Source organism: Burkholderia plantarii, assembly GCF_001411805.1.
GTDB classification, from domain to species: Bacteria; Pseudomonadota; Gammaproteobacteria; order Burkholderiales; family Burkholderiaceae; genus Burkholderia; species Burkholderia plantarii.
The window spans coordinates 51,131-66,209 of sequence record NZ_CP007212.1; the positions used below are offsets into that span (position 1 = coordinate 51,131).

Annotated in this window: 15 protein-coding genes; 9 read left to right on the plus strand and 6 right to left on the minus strand. The window is 67.7% G+C overall.

Features of this window, described 5'->3' with window-relative positions; translation table 11 throughout:
* Positions 1–357: 357 nt before the first annotated feature.
* Positions 358–915, plus strand: a complete 558-nt coding sequence (locus bpln_RS00220) for an SET domain-containing protein (protein WP_055137832.1) — start codon at positions 358–360, stop codon at positions 913–915.
* 112 nt (positions 916–1,027) lie between these two features.
* Here the strand turns inward: bpln_RS00220 and bpln_RS00225 are convergent, their stop codons facing one another.
* Both bpln_RS00225 and bpln_RS00230 read right to left on the minus strand, forming a co-directional pair.
* Entirely contained in the window at positions 1,028–2,584 is a 1,557-nt protein-coding gene (locus bpln_RS00225; protein ID WP_042623471.1) for a sensor histidine kinase, read from the minus strand.
* Positions 2,585–2,691: 107 nt separating this feature from the next.
* Entirely contained in the window at positions 2,692–3,384 is a 693-nt protein-coding gene (locus bpln_RS00230; RefSeq protein WP_012734156.1) for a response regulator transcription factor, read from the minus strand.
* Between the two features lie 110 nt (positions 3,385–3,494).
* On the opposite strand from bpln_RS00230, the gene bpln_RS33435 reads away from it, so the two are divergent.
* Positions 3,495–3,725, plus strand: coding sequence for a DUF3717 domain-containing protein (locus tag bpln_RS33435; RefSeq protein ID WP_080937041.1), 231 nt, complete (start codon positions 3,495–3,497; stop codon positions 3,723–3,725).
* A 268-nt stretch (positions 3,726–3,993) separates the two neighbouring features.
* On the opposite strand, the gene bpln_RS00235 is transcribed toward bpln_RS33435, so the two are convergent.
* Both bpln_RS00235 and phhA read right to left on the minus strand, forming a co-directional pair.
* Positions 3,994–4,305: a 4a-hydroxytetrahydrobiopterin dehydratase gene (locus tag bpln_RS00235; protein ID WP_042623472.1), complete on the minus strand. Its 312-nt coding sequence runs from the start codon at positions 4,303–4,305 to the stop codon at positions 3,994–3,996.
* Positions 4,306–4,418: 113 nt separating this feature from the next.
* The gene (gene phhA / locus bpln_RS00240) at positions 4,419–5,324 is read right to left on the minus strand and encodes a phenylalanine 4-monooxygenase (protein WP_055137833.1); all 906 of its coding nucleotides are present in this window, start codon (positions 5,322–5,324) and stop codon (positions 4,419–4,421) included.
* A 139-nt stretch (positions 5,325–5,463) separates the two neighbouring features.
* On the opposite strand from phhA, the gene bpln_RS00245 reads away from it, so the two are divergent.
* On the plus strand, positions 5,464–5,955 hold the full coding sequence (locus bpln_RS00245) for an Lrp/AsnC family transcriptional regulator (protein ID WP_055137834.1): 492 nt from the start codon (positions 5,464–5,466) through the stop codon (positions 5,953–5,955).
* A gap of 65 nt (positions 5,956–6,020) precedes the next feature.
* Here bpln_RS00245 and bpln_RS00250 read toward each other — a convergent pair whose 3' ends face one another.
* Together bpln_RS00250 and bpln_RS00255 are read right to left on the minus strand one after the other, a co-directional pair.
* Positions 6,021–6,548, minus strand: coding sequence for a class IV adenylate cyclase (locus bpln_RS00250; protein WP_042623475.1), 528 nt, complete (start codon positions 6,546–6,548; stop codon positions 6,021–6,023).
* A 224-nt stretch (positions 6,549–6,772) separates the two neighbouring features.
* On the minus strand, positions 6,773–7,672 hold the full coding sequence (locus bpln_RS00255) for a LysR family transcriptional regulator (RefSeq protein ID WP_055137835.1): 900 nt from the start codon (positions 7,670–7,672) through the stop codon (positions 6,773–6,775).
* Between the two features lie 170 nt (positions 7,673–7,842).
* Between bpln_RS00255 and bpln_RS00260 the strand changes: the two genes are divergently transcribed.
* The 6 genes from bpln_RS00260 (at position 7,843) to bpln_RS00285 (ending at position 14,756) form a co-directional block, all read left to right on the plus strand.
* Positions 7,843–9,567 (plus strand): GMC family oxidoreductase, encoded by a 1,725-nt coding sequence (locus bpln_RS00260; RefSeq protein WP_042623477.1) that lies wholly within the window; start codon positions 7,843–7,845, stop codon positions 9,565–9,567.
* A gap of 392 nt (positions 9,568–9,959) precedes the next feature.
* The gene (locus tag bpln_RS00265) at positions 9,960–10,724 is read left to right on the plus strand and encodes an ABC transporter ATP-binding protein (RefSeq protein WP_042626337.1); all 765 of its coding nucleotides are present in this window, start codon (positions 9,960–9,962) and stop codon (positions 10,722–10,724) included.
* Entirely contained in the window at positions 10,721–11,512 is a 792-nt protein-coding gene (locus bpln_RS00270) for an ATP-binding cassette domain-containing protein (protein ID WP_244131969.1), read from the plus strand. Before bpln_RS00265 ends, bpln_RS00270 begins: the two co-directional genes overlap by 4 nt.
* A gap of 83 nt (positions 11,513–11,595) precedes the next feature.
* Entirely contained in the window at positions 11,596–12,804 is a 1,209-nt protein-coding gene (locus bpln_RS00275) for an ABC transporter substrate-binding protein (RefSeq protein ID WP_042623478.1), read from the plus strand.
* Between the two features lie 90 nt (positions 12,805–12,894).
* Complete coding sequence (locus bpln_RS00280) at positions 12,895–13,779, plus strand: branched-chain amino acid ABC transporter permease (protein WP_042623479.1); 885 nt, start codon at positions 12,895–12,897, stop codon at positions 13,777–13,779.
* A complete protein-coding gene (locus bpln_RS00285) occupies positions 13,779–14,756 on the plus strand; it encodes a branched-chain amino acid ABC transporter permease (protein WP_042623480.1) in 978 nt (325 codons plus the stop codon). Before bpln_RS00280 ends, bpln_RS00285 begins: the two co-directional genes overlap by 1 nt.
* The last annotated feature ends 323 nt before the right edge of the window (positions 14,757–15,079 follow it).

Here is a 15,079-nt window from a genome sequence, read left to right on the forward strand (position 1 = left end):
CGACGACGAATGGCGATCAGTGAGGAACCGGCGGCGGCCCGTCCGCCGCCGCGCGATGCACCGATCCGGTCGCGCGATAGCTTCCCCGGCCCGAGCCAGCCCGCCGCATTCCGGCGACTTCGGCCGGTTTCCGCCGATTTCCGCTGATTTCTTTACCGGATCCGTCGGGAAATCCACGGTTCCTGCACCTGATCGGTTGAACGAAGCATTGCCGAGCGTGTAGCATTCGGTTGATCCGTCGCGGGTGCGTGCCCGGACGTCCCCGCACGTGCGCGGCATCGCGCGCGTCGCCGAGCGAACCGCGGCGTGCCGGCCGCCGGCATCGCGCCATCCCATCGTCTTCACAAGGATTCATCGATGAGTTCACGCAGGATCGTGGTGCGCCGTTCCGGCGTTCACGGCAAGGGCGTATTCGCGGCCGCGCCGATCAAGGCGGGCGAGCGCGTGGTCGAATACAAGGGCGAGCGGATCTCCTGGAAGGAGGCGCTGCGCCGCCATCCGCACGACCCGAACGATCCGAATCACACGTTCTATTTCGCGCTCGAAGAAGGCGGTGTGATCGATGGCAAGGTCGACGGCAACAGCGCGCGCTGGATCAATCACTCGTGCGCGCCGAACTGCGAGGCCGAGGAAACCGCGGGGCGCGTGTTCATCCACGCGCTGCGCGACCTCGAGGCCGGCGAGGAGCTGTTCTACGACTACGGGCTCGTGATCGACGCGAAGCTGACCAAGCAGTTGAAACGCGACTACGCCTGCCATTGCGGCGCGAGCACCTGCCGCGGCACGATGCTGGCCGTCAGCGACGGGTCGGACAAGAAGAAAAAGAAGAAAGCCCGCAAGGACGAGAAAGCCGTGAAGGCCGAAAAGGCGGATAAGGCCGACCGCAAGGACAAGGACGGCAAGAAGAAGAAATGAGGCCGCCGCGGGCGCGATCCGCTTCGCGAGAGCGAGCGCGCCGGCCTCCATTACGCTGGCCTCCATTACGCCGGCCGTCCAGCCTCCCGGCTTCGACCCGGCTCTGGCGCCGTCAGGCTTGCAGCGGCGTGGGCTCGGACGCGTTGGCCGCCACATCGGCCGGCTTCGCGGCCAGCGGAATCCGCACGATGAAGCGCGAGCCGCCTTCGGGCGCGTCGGCATAGAGCACGTCGCCGTCGTGCATCGCGACGATGTCGTGAACGATCGCGAGACCGAGGCCCGCGCCCGTCTCCACGCCGTTGCCGCTTTGCGCGTCGCCACGGAAGAAGCGCTTGAAGAGGTCCGCCTGCTGGCCCGGCGGCACGCCCGAACCGTTGTCCTCCACTACGATCTCGCCGGCTTCGCGGCCGTTGTCGAGCATCACCTGCGAAACGTTCACGGTGATCCGCGCGCCCTCGGGGCGGGCCAGCGGCACGTACTTCAGCGCGTTGTCGAGCAGGTTCGCGATCACCTCGCGCAACAGCACCGGATTGCCGCGCACCACCAGCGGCGGCACGCTGGCGAGATCGAAATCGTCGGGCGGCAGCTCGTCGTCGCCGGACTTCGCGCGATTCGCGAGCGATTCGGCGCTGCCCGGATCGTCGCTGGTCTGGAAGCCGAGATCGACGTGCGCGGTCAGCGCGCGCGGCACCCATTCGGCGCCGGTCTCGAACGCGAGCGCGGCCAGATCGACATCGACGAAGCGCGCGGCCTGTTCGCCCGGTTCGGCGCGCGCGAGCGACAGCAGCTGGTTCGAGAGCCGCACCGCGCGGTCGGCGGCCGCGCGCAGTTCGTGGACGGCGGCCAGCGTCTGCTGCGGATCGCGCGCCACGGCGGCGTGTTCGGCATGCAGCTTCACGGCCGTCAGAGGCGTGCGCAACTGGTGCGCGGCATCGGCGATGAACTTGCGCTGCGCGTCGAGCGCGGTCTTGAGCCGCCCGAGCAGCGCGTTCATCGCGCTCGTCAGCGGCCGGATTTCGAGCGGCACCTCGGTTTCGTCGACGGGTTCGAGCGAGGTGTGGGTCTGCCGGTTCAGCGAATCGGCCAGGTGCGTGAGCGGCCCCAACTGCTGGTTCACGACGCGCCAGACGATGCCCCAGCCGGCCAGCAGCAGCAACAGCAGCGGCATCATGATCGCGACCAGGAACTCGGCCGCGATCTGGTAGCGATGGCGCACCGGCTGCGCCACCTCGACGATCATCGGGTTGCCGTCGTCGGTCTGCTCCACGCGCACCTGCGCGACACGCACGGCCTGGCCTTCGTAGTCGGCCTCGAACACATACGCGTAATGCATGCGCCGCACGCTCGTGCCCTGCAGCGGCAGCTTCGGGTCGCCGGCCAGCTCGTGCTCGCCGTCGCTGATCCGGTAGATCAGCTGTTCGGCCGGGTCGGAGAACATCGCCTGCGCGAGCGGCGGCACCGTGAACGGCGCGTCGGGGCCGGCGATCTGGATCTGCTTCGAGATCGCGGTGGCGAGATCGGCAAGCGATCGATCGATCACGTGCTGCGTGTATTGCCACGCGAGCCAGTAGGCGATCAGGCCGCTCATCAGCGCGAGCATCGACAGGGGCGCGGCGAGCCGCCGGAGCAGCGAGCGGCGCAGGCTGGTGGCGGCCGGTTCGGAGGGCATCGCTTCAATCATCGAAAAAAGCAGCGCCCGGCCGGGGCCGGGCGAGACGTGGAACGTGCGGGCGCGGTGCGCCGTCTGGCGGTGCCCGGGCGGCGCCGGGCGCGGTCTCAGACGCTCGCCGGCTGGCGGATTTCCTGCAGCAGGTAGCCGAAGCCGCGCACCGTGACGATCTCCACGCGGCACTGTTCGAGCTTCTTGCGCACGCGGTGGACATAGACTTCGATCGCGGTGTCGCCGAGGTCGCCGCCGAAGTGCGTCAGGTGGTCCTGCAACTGCGCCTTGCTGACCACGCGGCCATGGCGCAGCAGCAGCATTTCGAGCACGGCGAATTCGCGCGGCGAGAGTTCGAGCGGCTTGTCGTCGTTGAAGATGCGGCGATCGACGCCCGACAGGCGCACGCCACCGAGTGAGACTTCCGGACGCGGCATGTCGCTGTGCGGGCCGCTGCGGCGCATCACTGCGCGAATGCGTGCCTCGAGCTCGGCCGGTTCGAACGGCTTCAGCATGTAGTCGTCGGCGCCGGAATTGAGGCCCTGCACGCGGTCGTTGAGCTCGTCGCGCGCCGTCAGCACGATCACCGGGGTGTGGCGATTCGTCTGACGGAAACGCGACAGCAGCGTCATGCCGTCGATGCCGGGCAGGCCCAGGTCGAGGATCACGAGTTCATGGCGATTCTGCGCGAGCGCCTGCTCGGCGAAAATGCCGTCGTGGACCATGTCGACGGTGAAGCCTGCTTGTTCGAGGCTGCTCTGGATGCCGCGTGCGATGGGGCGGTCGTCTTCGATGAGGAGGAGTCGCATGAGATTCGCTCAAGTACAATGGGTTGGCTGGGACATCACGACGCCGTTTCCAACAGCATGTCGCGTGGCCGACGACAGGCAAGGCGGCTAGCGAACGAAATTCCAACTATATGTCCGACATCTCGATCCACGAACTCGAAGCCGCGATCAATTTCTGGCGCGCCCGCTCACCATCGAGCGGCGATGAACTCAAGCTGTGCGAAGAGGCGAGCGCGCTTTCCAAGCCGTATGCGTTGCTGATTGTACAGCGGCAAAGCGCGCTAAAACTGGAAGGTTTGGACCCCATTGCACGTCGTGCCTGGGAGTCTTACGCGCGCCTTAAGAACGGCTTGGAAAGCTGAAGGCTCGCGCCATCAACCAGGTTCTGCATCAAGCAACGTGCGGCGGTGCTGAAGCGTTGACGTGGCCGCGGGTTTGTCCGCGGCCATTTGTTTTGCGGTGTGTTACGAGCGTGCGGCGAAACGAGGGCGCGTGATGCGACGCGCGACCGGTGGGCCGCCGGAATGAACAGAGGCGGGGAACGCGAACGGGACAGAGGGACGCATCGCGCCGAAGACGCGCGATGCGAAGCCTGCAGGCCGTGGCCGAGGTGCCCGCGCGGCGTGCGGCTCAGCCGAGCTGCGCGTGGGCGTCGCGGCCGACTTCGTCGATGAAGCGCGCGAGCTTGATGTCGCGTTCGGTGAGTCCGTTCGCGTCGTGCGTGGACAGCGTGATGTCGACGCGGTTGTAGACGTTGAACCACTCGGGATGGTGATCCATTTCCTGAGCCTTGATCGCCACGCGGGTCATGAAGCCGAACGCCGCGTTGAAATCGGCGAAGCGCAGGCTGCGCTGGATCGCATCGCGGCCGGGCACGGCCGACCAGTGCGGGAGCGTCTCGAGTTGCGTCTTGCGTTCTTCTGATGTGAGTTTGTGGATCATGGCAGTGCCCTCGTGTGCGGGTGACGCGCGCCCGGCCGCCGTCGCACGAACCTCGCGAAGCGGCGGCGCGCCATCGACACATTCTTTCATATTTGCCGCGGGACGGCGTTGATTCAGGAGCGGCCGGTGGTGTCGTCGTCGCTGGCCCAGCCTTCGCCGGTGCCGCGATGCAGGACCCGGTCGCCGGCCAGCACGGCGCCGGCCGGATGCTCGACGAGCCCGGCGAGCCGTCTGGCCAGCGCGCGCGCGTCCACCTTCGCGAGCGCGAACAGCTGCTCGAAATCGTCGATCACGAAATAGGTCTTCTGGAACGTGTCGATGCGATAGGCGGTGCGCATCACGCGGTCGAGATCGAAGCCGATCCGGTTCGGTGCGTCGCTCTCGAGGCTGTAGACCGATTCGCCGCGGCTCGACACGATGCCGGCGCCGTAGATGCGCAGCTGGTCAGGGTCGTGCCGGCTGCGGATCAGGCCGAATTCCACCGTGTACCAGTAGAGCCGGCCCAACAGCGACAGCGCGAACGGATCGTCGGACACGGCGAGCGCGGCCTGGCCGTAGGCATGCATGTAGTCGGCGAACACCGGATCGATCAGCAGCGGCACGTGGCCGAACAGGTCGTGGAAGCAGTCCGGCTCCTGCAGGTAGTCGAGCTGGTCCGGGCGGCGCATCCACCAGGTGACGGGGAAGCGGCGATTCGCAAGGTGTGCGAAGAATACGTCGCCGGGCACGAGCCCCGGCACCGCGACGATCTCCCAGCCGGTGGCCGGCTTGAGCTGCCGGTTCACGTCCTCGAACGACGGCACGCGGTCGGCCGGCAGCGTGAGGCGCTTCATGCCGGTCACGAACGCGTCGGCCGCGCGGCCCTCGAGCAGCGCCGTCTGCCGCGCGTAGAGCTGCGACCAGACCGCGTGATCGACGCGCGTATAGCGCTCGAGCGGCTGATCGATGGTGAAATCCGGGCGGGTCTCGAGACCCGCGTCGAACTGCTCCTGCAGCATCGCGGTGACGACGGTGGACATGGCTGGCTCTGAATGGCTGCGGTGACGATGCATGCCAGTGTAGAGCGGGTAACGCGCGGGAAGGGCGCAATTTCGACGTTGGAAACCCGTTTAATGCGATAATCTCGCATCAACGAATAAAATCACGCGGAGAATCTTCATGTTGGAACTCGACCACTTCGATCTGGCGCTGCTCGACGTGCTGCAGCGCTTCGGACGCGCGACCCACCAGCAGCTCGGCGAGCAGGTGCCGCTGTCGCCGTCGCAGATCGGCCGGCGCCTGCAGCGGCTCGAGGCGGCCGGCGTGATCGACGGCTATCGCGTGGTGCTGCGCCCGGAGCGGCTCGGGCTCGGCGTGACCGCGTTCACGAGCCTGAAGCTCAAGCACCACGGCGATTCGATCATCGAGCAGTTCCAGCAGCAGATCGACGTGCTGGCCGAAGTGCTCGAATGTCATGCGGTGGTGGGCGACGCCGACTACCTGCTGCGGATCGTGGCGCCGGACCTGAACGCGCTGTCGTCGTTCGTGATGAAGAAGCTGATGCGCGTGCCCGGCGTGGACAGCGTGCGCTCGAACATCGTGCTGACGACCTTCAAGCGCAACGGCCCGCTGCCGCTGTCGCATCTGGAGCCGGGGGCGGCGCCGGCCTGAGCGGAGCCCGGCCGGCGCCCCGGGGTGGACGATGCGATTCCTTCCCCCGCGCCTGGCCAGGCGGCTCAGGCGGCCGTCGGCTCCTGCGCGAGCAGGTCGACGTAGGCCACCGCGACCAGATCCTCGCCCGCCACGCCGAGCTTCGCGAATACCTCGTGCGCCTCGGCCTCGCCCCCCGCTTCGTCGTCGTCCTCGGCCAGCACCACCTCGAGTTCGACGAAATCGCCGAGCCCGTCCACGCGGTCCAGATGGATGCGCGTGCGGCCGGCCAGATAGACGTGGCGCTCCTTCGTGACGATGCCGCGCGTGGTCAGCGCGGTGGCGAGCAGCGCATGCATCGCATCCGGGTTCGTCACCGGGCTGCGCGTGTAGTACGACGCCTTCGGGCCGTCGCGATCGTCGCGCTGGTAGAAGATCAGTTCGGCCGGCGTGCCGTCCTCGAAGCGGCGCAGCTTGAGGCGGCCGCGCGGCACGTCATAAAAGAAATCCTGCTGACGATAAAAGAGCGGTTCCTCCGTGGCGAGCGATGCCGCCTTGTCGCGCAGGCCGTCAAAGTCGCGGGCGCGAGCCTTGATCTCGATGTTGCGTGCCATGCCGTTCTCCTCAGTCTTGGCGATGCGAAATCGCTTGGGTTGGGTCAGCCAATCTAGCAAAAACCCGGCGACCGTGGCGTGACGCGCGCGCCTCGCTTCGCACGGCGCCGCGGTGCCGGCCGCATGCCGTGCGGTGACCGTGCGCGAAACGCCGGGTTCACCGTCGAAAAACGTCCCTCCTGTTGATAAGCCCGCGCAGGCGCGGCCGGGGCCGCATGCCGGCGTCAGGCGGCCCACTGCGCCTCGACGAGCCGCAGCGCGGCCGCGATCGCAGGCTCCTCGCGGCGCGCGGCCAGCGTGACGAAGGTCAGCTCGGTCGGCACCGTGACCGGCTCGACGATCACGAGCGCATGCGCGTGCGCCTCGCGTAGCGCGATCGAATCGCGCGCCAGCGTGAGCCCGACGCCGGACTTCACGAGATCGAGCATCGACGGTTCCTGATCGACCTCGGCGACCTTCACCGGCTGCACGCCGGCTTCGGCGAAGCGCCGAGACAGCAGCCGGTGATGCGCCGAGGAGGGTGGCGTCCAGATCCACGGCAGCGCCGCCAGCGCGCGCCAGTCGCGGGCGCGCTGCACGCGTTCCTTCCAGCCGGCCGGCGCGAGCACGCGATACTGGTAGCGGGTGAGCGTGCGAGTGTGGAACAGCGCACCGTGGTGTGGATCGTCGTCGTCGGGGCGGCCGATCGAATAACCGACGTCGAGTTCGTGCGCGCGGATCGCGTCGCGCACCCAGCCGGACATGCCGTGTCGCAGTTCCGTTTCGAGCCGCGGATGGGTTTCGACGAGCTGCCTGAGAAAGCCGCCGAGCCGCAGAAATTCGGGATCGAGTACCGTGCCGATCCGCAGCCGGCCCCGCACTTCCTGGCGCAGCGCGCTGGCCGCGCGAAGCACCTCGCCGGCCGCCGACAACGCGCGCTCGGCGTGCGGCAGCAGCGCCTGCCCGTCGCGCGTCAGCACGAGGCCGCGCGACGTGCGCGCGAACAGCACCACGCCGAGCACCTGCTGCAGATGCTTGATCTGCAGGCTGACCGCGGGCTGCGTGAGGCAGAGCTGCGCGGCGGCGCGCGTCAGGTTGCCTTCGCGGGCCACCGCGGCGAAGGCGCGGAGCAGGATCAGATCCATCGAGCAATATTTGCCGGGCTTATGATGCGGTTGAGCATAACTCATTGGATCGCGAGCGCGCGGCACGAGTACGCTTCGATTCCATACTGGCCGGGCGGCGCGTCCCGGTCCGACCATAACCGGACATAGCCCGGCCACCGATGCCGGGACGACATGGAAGGAGACGAATCGTGACATCCGAACGCACGCTCGAGGGCGAATTCGATTATGTGATCGTCGGCGCGGGCACCGCGGGCTGCTTGCTCGCGAACCGCCTCAGCGAAGATCCCGAGGTCTCGGTGCTGCTGCTCGAGGCGGGCGGCAAGGACGACTATCACTGGATCCATATCCCCGTCGGCTATCTCTACTGCATCGGCAACCCGCGCACCGACTGGCTCTACAAGACGCAGCCCGAGGCGGCGCTGAACGGACGCGCGCTGTCGTATCCGCGCGGGCGCGTGCTGGGCGGCTCGTCGTCGATCAACGGCATGATCTACATGCGCGGCCAGCGCGAGGACTACGACGGCTGGGCCGAGCTGACCGGCGACGCCGGCTGGGCGTGGGACGCCGTGCTGCCGGTGTTCAGGCGCAGCGAGGACCACCACGGCGGCGGCAACGACGCGCACGGCGCCGGCGGCGAGTGGCGCGTGGAGCAGCAGCGGCTGCGCTGGAAGATCCTCGACGCGTTCGCCGAGGCCGTGCAGCAGAGCGGCATCCCGGCCACCGACGATTTCAATCGCGGCGACAACAGCGGGGTCGGCTATTTCGAGGTGAACCAGAAGCGCGGCGTGCGCTGGAACGCGGCCAAGGCGTTCCTGCGCCCGGCGCTGTCGCGCACGAACCTGACCATCATCACGGGCGCGCAGGTCGAGCGGCTTGCGTTCGACGGCGCGCGCTGCGCCGGCGTCGAGTATCGCGGCGGCGGCCAGCCGTTCGTCGCGCGGGCGCGCGGCGAGGTGATCGTCGCGGCCGGCGCCGTCAATTCGCCGGCGCTGCTGGAACTGTCCGGGATCGGCGACGCGGCGCGGCTGCGCGCGCTCGGCATCGAGGTGGTGCGCGACCTGCCCGGCGTGGGCGAGAACCTGCAGGACCACCTGCAGCTGCGCACGGCGTTTCGCGTGGCCGGCGTGCGGACCCTGAACACGCTGTCCGCGCACTGGTGGGGCAAGCTCTGGATCGGCGCCGAATACCTGCTGCGACAGAGCGGGCCGATGTCGATGGCGCCGTCGCAGCTCGGCGTGTTCACGAAGTCCGATCCGCACGATCCGTCGATCACGCGCGCCGATCTCGAATACCACGTGCAGCCGCTCTCGCTCGATCGCTTCGGCGAACCGCTGCACCGCTACGATGCGTTCACGGCCTCGGTCTGCAACCTGCGGCCGACCTCGCGCGGCAGCATCCACATCGATTCGCCCGATCCGTTCGCGGCGCCGCGCATCGCGCCGAACTATCTCGCCACCGAGGCGGACCGGCGCGTGGCCGCCAACGCGCTGCGCCTGACGCGGCGCATCGCGGCCGCGCCCGCGCTCGCGCGCTACCGGCCCGACGAGGTGCTGCCGGGGCACCGTTATCAGACCGACGAGGAACTGGCGATCGCGGCCGGCGCGGTCGGCACCACGATCTTCCATCCGGTCGGCACCTGCCGGATGGGGCGCGCCGACGATGCGCTCGCCGTGCTCGACAGCCGGCTGCGCGTGCGCGGCGTCGACGGCCTGCGGGTCGTCGACGCCTCGGTGATGCCGACCATCACCTCGGGCAACACGAACTCGCCGACGCTGATGATCGCCGAGCGCGCGAGCGAGATGATTCGCGCCGACCGGCGCGCGGGGCAGGGGCGGCCCGACGCCGTGATCGCGCCAGCCGCGCAGGCTCGTACCGATGCGCCGTCGCGCAGCAACGATACGGCCGCGGCCTGACCCAACGCGCGTCCTGCTCCAGGTCGATTCGCATCGCGCACCCGCGCGACGACGGAGCGCGTGATGCGCTGCCGGGGACACGCGTCCCCTGCGTCACGCGCGCGTCGGTACGAACCCTGATGGACGGCATGCGGGGAACGCAAATCGCTTCGCATGCCTAAGCCAGATCGCCGCGTGCCCGCGTTCGCGGCGCGCGGAGTCTCAGTGCAAATCCCGATGAATGCACTGCATCAACGGCGCGACAATGCGCGCAGCAGGCAGCGTGCGCCGTTCGATCCGGATCGAACGGCGCACCGGCATCGAGCTCGGCGGCAACCCTCATTCGACGGAGGGAATCGCGGCCGCTCGCGCGAGATTTTTGGTGTTGCGCGTCACATCGGATGGAAGCGGGCATGATTCTCGGCGACACGATTCTGGAGACGCACGGACTCACCAAGGAGTTCCGGGGATTCACGGCGGTGAGCGGCGTGAACCTGCGCGTGCGGCGCGGCTCGATTCATGCGCTGATCGGCCCGAACGGCGCCGGCAAGACCACCTGCTTCAATCTGCTGACCAAATTCCTGCGGCCCACCGCCGGCGAAATCGTCTACAACGGTATCGACATCACGCGTGAGCGGCCCGCGCAGATCGCGCGGCGCGGCATCATCCGCTCGTTCCAGATCTCCGCGGTGTTCCCGCATCTCACGGCGCTGCAGAACGTGCGCGTCGGCCTGCAGCGCAGCCTGCGCAGCGAGTTCCACTTCTGGCGCAGCGCCCGCACGCTGCGCCGCCTCGACGATCGAGCGATGGATCTGCTGACCCAGGTGGGCCTGACCGATTTCGCGCACATCCCGACGGTCGAGCTCGCCTACGGCCGCAAGCGCGCGCTCGAGATCGCCACCACGCTCGCGATGGAGCCCGAACTGATGCTGCTCGACGAACCGACCCAGGGCATGGGCCATGAGGATGTCGATCGCGTGACGGCGCTGATCCGCAAGGTGTCGAGCGGGCGCACCATCCTGATGGTCGAGCACAACATGAACGTGATCGCCGGCATCTCCGACACGATCACCGTCCTGCAGCGCGGCGAGGTGCTGGCGGAAGGTTCGTATGCCGAAGTATCGAAGAATCCGCTCGTGATCGAGGCCTACATGGGGAGCGCGGGAGCGCACCGATGAGCGGCGAGCGGATGGAACCGGAACTCGGCGCCCCGCAGCGCGCCACCACCACCGCGCCGAACACGGCGCGGGCCGCGGCCGACGTGCCGGCGCTCGCGATCTCCGGGCTGGAAGCCTGGTACGGCGAATCCCACATACTGCACGGCGTGGACCTGCGCGTGGCGCGCGGCGAGGTGGTCACGCTGCTCGGCCGCAACGGCGCGGGCCGCACCACCACGCTGCGCGCGATCATGGGCCTGACCGGCCGGCGGCGCGGCTCGATCCGCATCGGCGGACGCGAGACGATCGGGCTGGCCACGCACCGCATCGCGCGCAGCGGCGTCGGCTATTGCCCCGAGGAACGCGGCATCTTCGCGAGCCTGTCGTGCGAGGAAAACCTGCTGTTGCCGCCCGCCGTCGGCGCGCGCGAGCATGCGATGTCGCTCGACGAGATCTACGCGCTGTTCCCGAACCTCGCCACGCGCCGGCACAGCCAGGGCACGCGGCTCTCGGGCGGCGAGCAGCAGATGCTCGCGGTCGCGCGCATCCTGCGCACCGGCGCGAACCTGCTGCTGCTCGACGAGATCTCCGAGGGCCTCGCGCCGGTGATCGTGCAGACGCTCGCGCGCATGATCGTCGCGCTGAAGGCGCGCGGCTACACCATCGTGATGGTCGAGCAGAACTTCCGTTTCGCCGCGCCGCTCGCCGACCGCTTCTACGTGATGGAGCACGGCCGCATCGTCGAGCATTTCGGTGCGTCGCAACTCGACGGCAAGATGCCGGTGCTGCACGCGCTGCTCGGCGTCTGAACGCGCCACGCGAACGGCCCGCCGACGGCGCCCGCCGGACGATACGACGACATAACCACAACGCAGCACCTCAGGAGACGTCAATGAAACTGAAGATCCTCGCGCGCGCGTGCTTCGGCGCCGCGCTTGCGGTTGCCGCCGTCGCGGCCGCTCCGGCGCAGGCGGCCGGTGATGTCGTGAAGATCGGCTTCATCACCGATCTGTCCGGGCTGTACACCGATATCGACGGCCCCGGCGGCATCGAGGCGATCCGCATGGCGATCGCCGACTTCGGCGGCAAGGTCAACGGCAAGCCGATCGAGTTCGTCTACGCCGATCACCAGAACAAGGCCGACATCGCCGCCTCGAAGGCGCGCGAATGGATGGATCGCGACGGGCTCGACCTGCTGGTGGGCGGCACCAATTCGGCCACCGCGCTGTCGATGAACCAGGTGGCGGCCGAGAAGAAGCGCGTCTACATCAACATCGGCGCCGGCGCGGACAACCTCACCAACGAGCAATGCACGCCGTACACGATCCACTATGCCTACGACACGATGGCGCTCGCCAAGGGCACCGGCTCGGCCGTCACGAAGCAGGGCGGCAAGACCTGGTTCTTCCTGACCGCCGACTACGCGTTCGGCAAGGCACTCGAGAAGAACACCTCCGACGTCGTGAAGGCCAACGGCGGGCAGGTGCTCGGCGCGGTGCGCCATCCGCTGTCGGCCTCGGATTTCTCGTCGTTCCTGCTGCAGGCGCAGGCCTCGAAGGCGCAGATCCTTGGCCTCGCCAACGCGGGCGGCGACACCATCAACTCGATCAAGGCCGCCAGGGAATTCGGCATCACCAAGACCATGAAGCTGGCCGCGCTGCTGGCGTTCATTTCCGACATCCACAGCCTGGGCCTGGAGACGACCCAGGGCCTCGTGCTGACCGACAGCTGGTACTGGAACCGCGACGACGCCTCGCGCAAGTGGGCGCAGCGCTTCTTCGCGAAGACCAAGAAGATGCCGACCAGCCTGCAGGCGGCCGATTATTCCTCGGTGACGACCTACCTGAAGGCGGTGCAGGCGGTGGGTTCGACCGATGCCGACAAGGTGATGGCGCAACTGAAGACGCAGAAGATCGACGACTTCTACGCGAAGGGCTACGTGCGCGCGGACGGCAGCATGATCCACGACATGTACCTGATGGAGGTGAAGAAGCCGTCCGAATCGAAGGAGCCGTGGGATTACTACAAGGTTCTCGCGACGATTCCGGGCGAGCAGGCGTTCGCGACCAAGCAGGAATCGCGCTGCGCATCGTGGAAATGAGCTGAACCCGTTCCCGCGCGGCGCCGGTCCCGCCCGTGGCGGTGAGCCGGTGCCGGGCGCGCCGCGCTCCCTCTTCAAACGGCAGGTTCGATGGACATCTTTGGCATTCCGTTGTCGGCGATGCTGAGCCAGTTGCTGCTCGGCCTCGTCAACGGCTCGTTCTACGCGATCCTGAGCCTCGGGCTCGCGGTGATCTTCGGGCTGCTCAACGTGATCAACTTCGCGCACGGCGCGCTGTTCATGCTCGGCGCGATGCTCGCGTGGATGGGGCTCAACTATTTCTCGCTGCCGTACTGGGCGATGCTCGTGATCGCGCCGCTCGCCACCGGATTGTTCGGCATCCTGATCGAGCGGACCATGCTGCGCTGGCTTTACCGGCTCGATCATCTGTACGGGCTGCTGCTGACGTTCGGCATCACGCTTGTCGTGGAGGGCGTGTTCCGCTCGATCTACGGCGCGTCGGGCCAACCCTACGACGTACCCGCGCTGCTGGCCGGCGCGACCGACCTCGGCTTCATGTATCTGCCGAACTATCGCGCCTGGGTGGTGGTGGCGTCGCTGTCGGTCTGCCTCGCCACCTGGTTCGTGATCGAGAAGACGCGGCTCGGCGCCTACCTGCGCGCCGGCACCGAGAACCCGAAGCTGGTCGAGGCGTTCGGGGTGAACGTGCCGCTGATGATCACGCTCACCTACGGCTTCGGCGTCGCGCTGGCGGCGTTCGCGGGCGTGCTGGCCGCGCCGGTGATCCAGGTCTCGCCGCTGATGGGGCAGCCGATGATCATCACCGTGTTCGCCGTGGTCGTGATCGGCGGGATGGGCTCGATTCTCGGCTCGATCGTCACGGGCCTGCTGCTCGGCGTGATCGAGGGTTTCACGCGCGTGTTTTATCCGGAGGCGTCCGCGACCGTCGTGTTCGTGATCATGGCGCTGGTGCTGCTGGTGCGTCCGGCGGGCCTGTTCGGCAAGGAGCGATGATGCAGAGAAAGGTGCTTTATGGTCTGCTGCTGGCCGGCCTCGCGGTCGCGCCGTTCGTGGGCGTCTATCCGCTGTTCGTCATGAAGGTGATGTGCTTCGCGCTGTTCGCGGCCGCGTTCAACCTGCTGATCGGCTATACGGGGCTGCTGTCGTTCGGCCATGCGATGTTCCTCGCCACGGCCGGCTACGTGACCGGCTACGCGATCCAGACGCTCGGCGTCGCGCCCGAGCAGGGCGTGCTGGCCGGTACCGCGGCGGCGACGGCGATGGGGCTGGTGGTGGGGCTGTTCGCGATCCGCCGGCAGGGGATCTACTTCGCGATGATCACGCTCGCGTTCGCGCAGATGGTCTATTTCGTCTATCTGCAGGCGCCGTTCACGCATGGCGAGGACGGCCTGCAGGGTGTGCCGCGCGGGCGCCTGTTCGGGCTGCTCGACCTGTCGTCGGACCTGACGCTTTATTACGTGATCCTGGTGGCCGTGGTGCTGGCCGCGATGTCGATCGTGCGGATCGTGCATTCGCCGTTCGGCCAGGTGCTGGTCGCGATCAAGGAGAACGAGCCGCGCGCGATCTCGCTCGGCTACGACACCGACCGCTTCAAGCTGCTCGCGTTCGTGCTATCCGCGGCGCTGGCCGGGCTGGCTGGCTCGCTGAAGGTGCTCGTGCTCGGCTTCGAGACGCTCGGCGACGCGTACTGGACCATGTCGGGCCTCGTGATCCTGATGACGCTGGTGGGCGGGATGGGCACGCTGTTCGGGCCGCTGCTCGGCGCGGCGCTGATCGTGCTGCTCGAGGAGCGGCTCGGTGACATCGGCACCTGGCTGGCCTCGGTCACGGGCGTGCAATGGTTCCGCTCGCTCGGCGAATCGACCTCGATCGTCACCGGGCTGATCTTCATCGCCTGCGTGCTCGCGTTCCGGCGCGGCATCGTCGGCGAGATCATCGCGCGCGTGAAACCGTTGCGTGCTTCGTCGTGATGCGCAGCGGCAAAGCACGGGACGAGGCGGAGGGACAATTGACGGCAACTGGCGGTGAATGCCGGTCAATTCACCGGTACCTCGCCTGATTTTGTGCCCAATTTTCGTGCGGCGATGCACCATAGGGGTAAATGCTAGGTTGTCGCATACCCGGCGGTTGTTTAATCTTCGTCTCAGTTCTGATGCACCGCGAAACGAATTTTGCAGGTGGAGAACGAGGAGACAATCGAGGCACAAAGTGCCCGGCCCCAAAGCGCTGTTGGACGGAATCCAACAGCGCTTTTTCATTTTCGGCGCTCGCCGGGGGTGTCTGTTTCGGAGTT

Excerpts from the sequence above, each read along its gene's own strand:
- bpln_RS00220 (WP_055137832.1), top strand. The coding sequence starts at position 358 with ATGAGTTCACGCAGGATCGTGGTGCGCCGTTCCGGCGTTCACGGCAAG.
- bpln_RS00225 (WP_042623471.1), bottom strand. The coding sequence starts at position 2,584 with ATGCCCTCCGAACCGGCCGCCACCAGCCTGCGCCGCTCGCTGCTCCGG.
- bpln_RS00230 (WP_012734156.1), bottom strand. The coding sequence starts at position 3,384 with ATGCGACTCCTCCTCATCGAAGACGACCGCCCCATCGCACGCGGCATC.
- bpln_RS33435 (WP_080937041.1), top strand. The coding sequence starts at position 3,495 with ATGTCCGACATCTCGATCCACGAACTCGAAGCCGCGATCAATTTCTGG.
- bpln_RS00235 (WP_042623472.1), bottom strand. The coding sequence starts at position 4,305 with ATGATCCACAAACTCACATCAGAAGAACGCAAGACGCAACTCGAGACG.
- phhA (WP_055137833.1), bottom strand. The coding sequence starts at position 5,324 with ATGTCCACCGTCGTCACCGCGATGCTGCAGGAGCAGTTCGACGCGGGT.
- bpln_RS00245 (WP_055137834.1), top strand. The coding sequence starts at position 5,464 with ATGTTGGAACTCGACCACTTCGATCTGGCGCTGCTCGACGTGCTGCAG.
- bpln_RS00250 (WP_042623475.1), bottom strand. The coding sequence starts at position 6,548 with ATGGCACGCAACATCGAGATCAAGGCTCGCGCCCGCGACTTTGACGGC.
- bpln_RS00255 (WP_055137835.1), bottom strand. The coding sequence starts at position 7,672 with ATGGATCTGATCCTGCTCCGCGCCTTCGCCGCGGTGGCCCGCGAAGGC.
- bpln_RS00265 (WP_042626337.1), top strand. The coding sequence starts at position 9,960 with ATGATTCTCGGCGACACGATTCTGGAGACGCACGGACTCACCAAGGAG.
- bpln_RS00270 (WP_244131969.1), top strand. The coding sequence starts at position 10,721 with ATGAGCGGCGAGCGGATGGAACCGGAACTCGGCGCCCCGCAGCGCGCC.
- bpln_RS00275 (WP_042623478.1), top strand. The coding sequence starts at position 11,596 with ATGAAACTGAAGATCCTCGCGCGCGCGTGCTTCGGCGCCGCGCTTGCG.
- bpln_RS00280 (WP_042623479.1), top strand. The coding sequence starts at position 12,895 with ATGGACATCTTTGGCATTCCGTTGTCGGCGATGCTGAGCCAGTTGCTG.
- bpln_RS00285 (WP_042623480.1), top strand. The coding sequence starts at position 13,779 with ATGCAGAGAAAGGTGCTTTATGGTCTGCTGCTGGCCGGCCTCGCGGTC.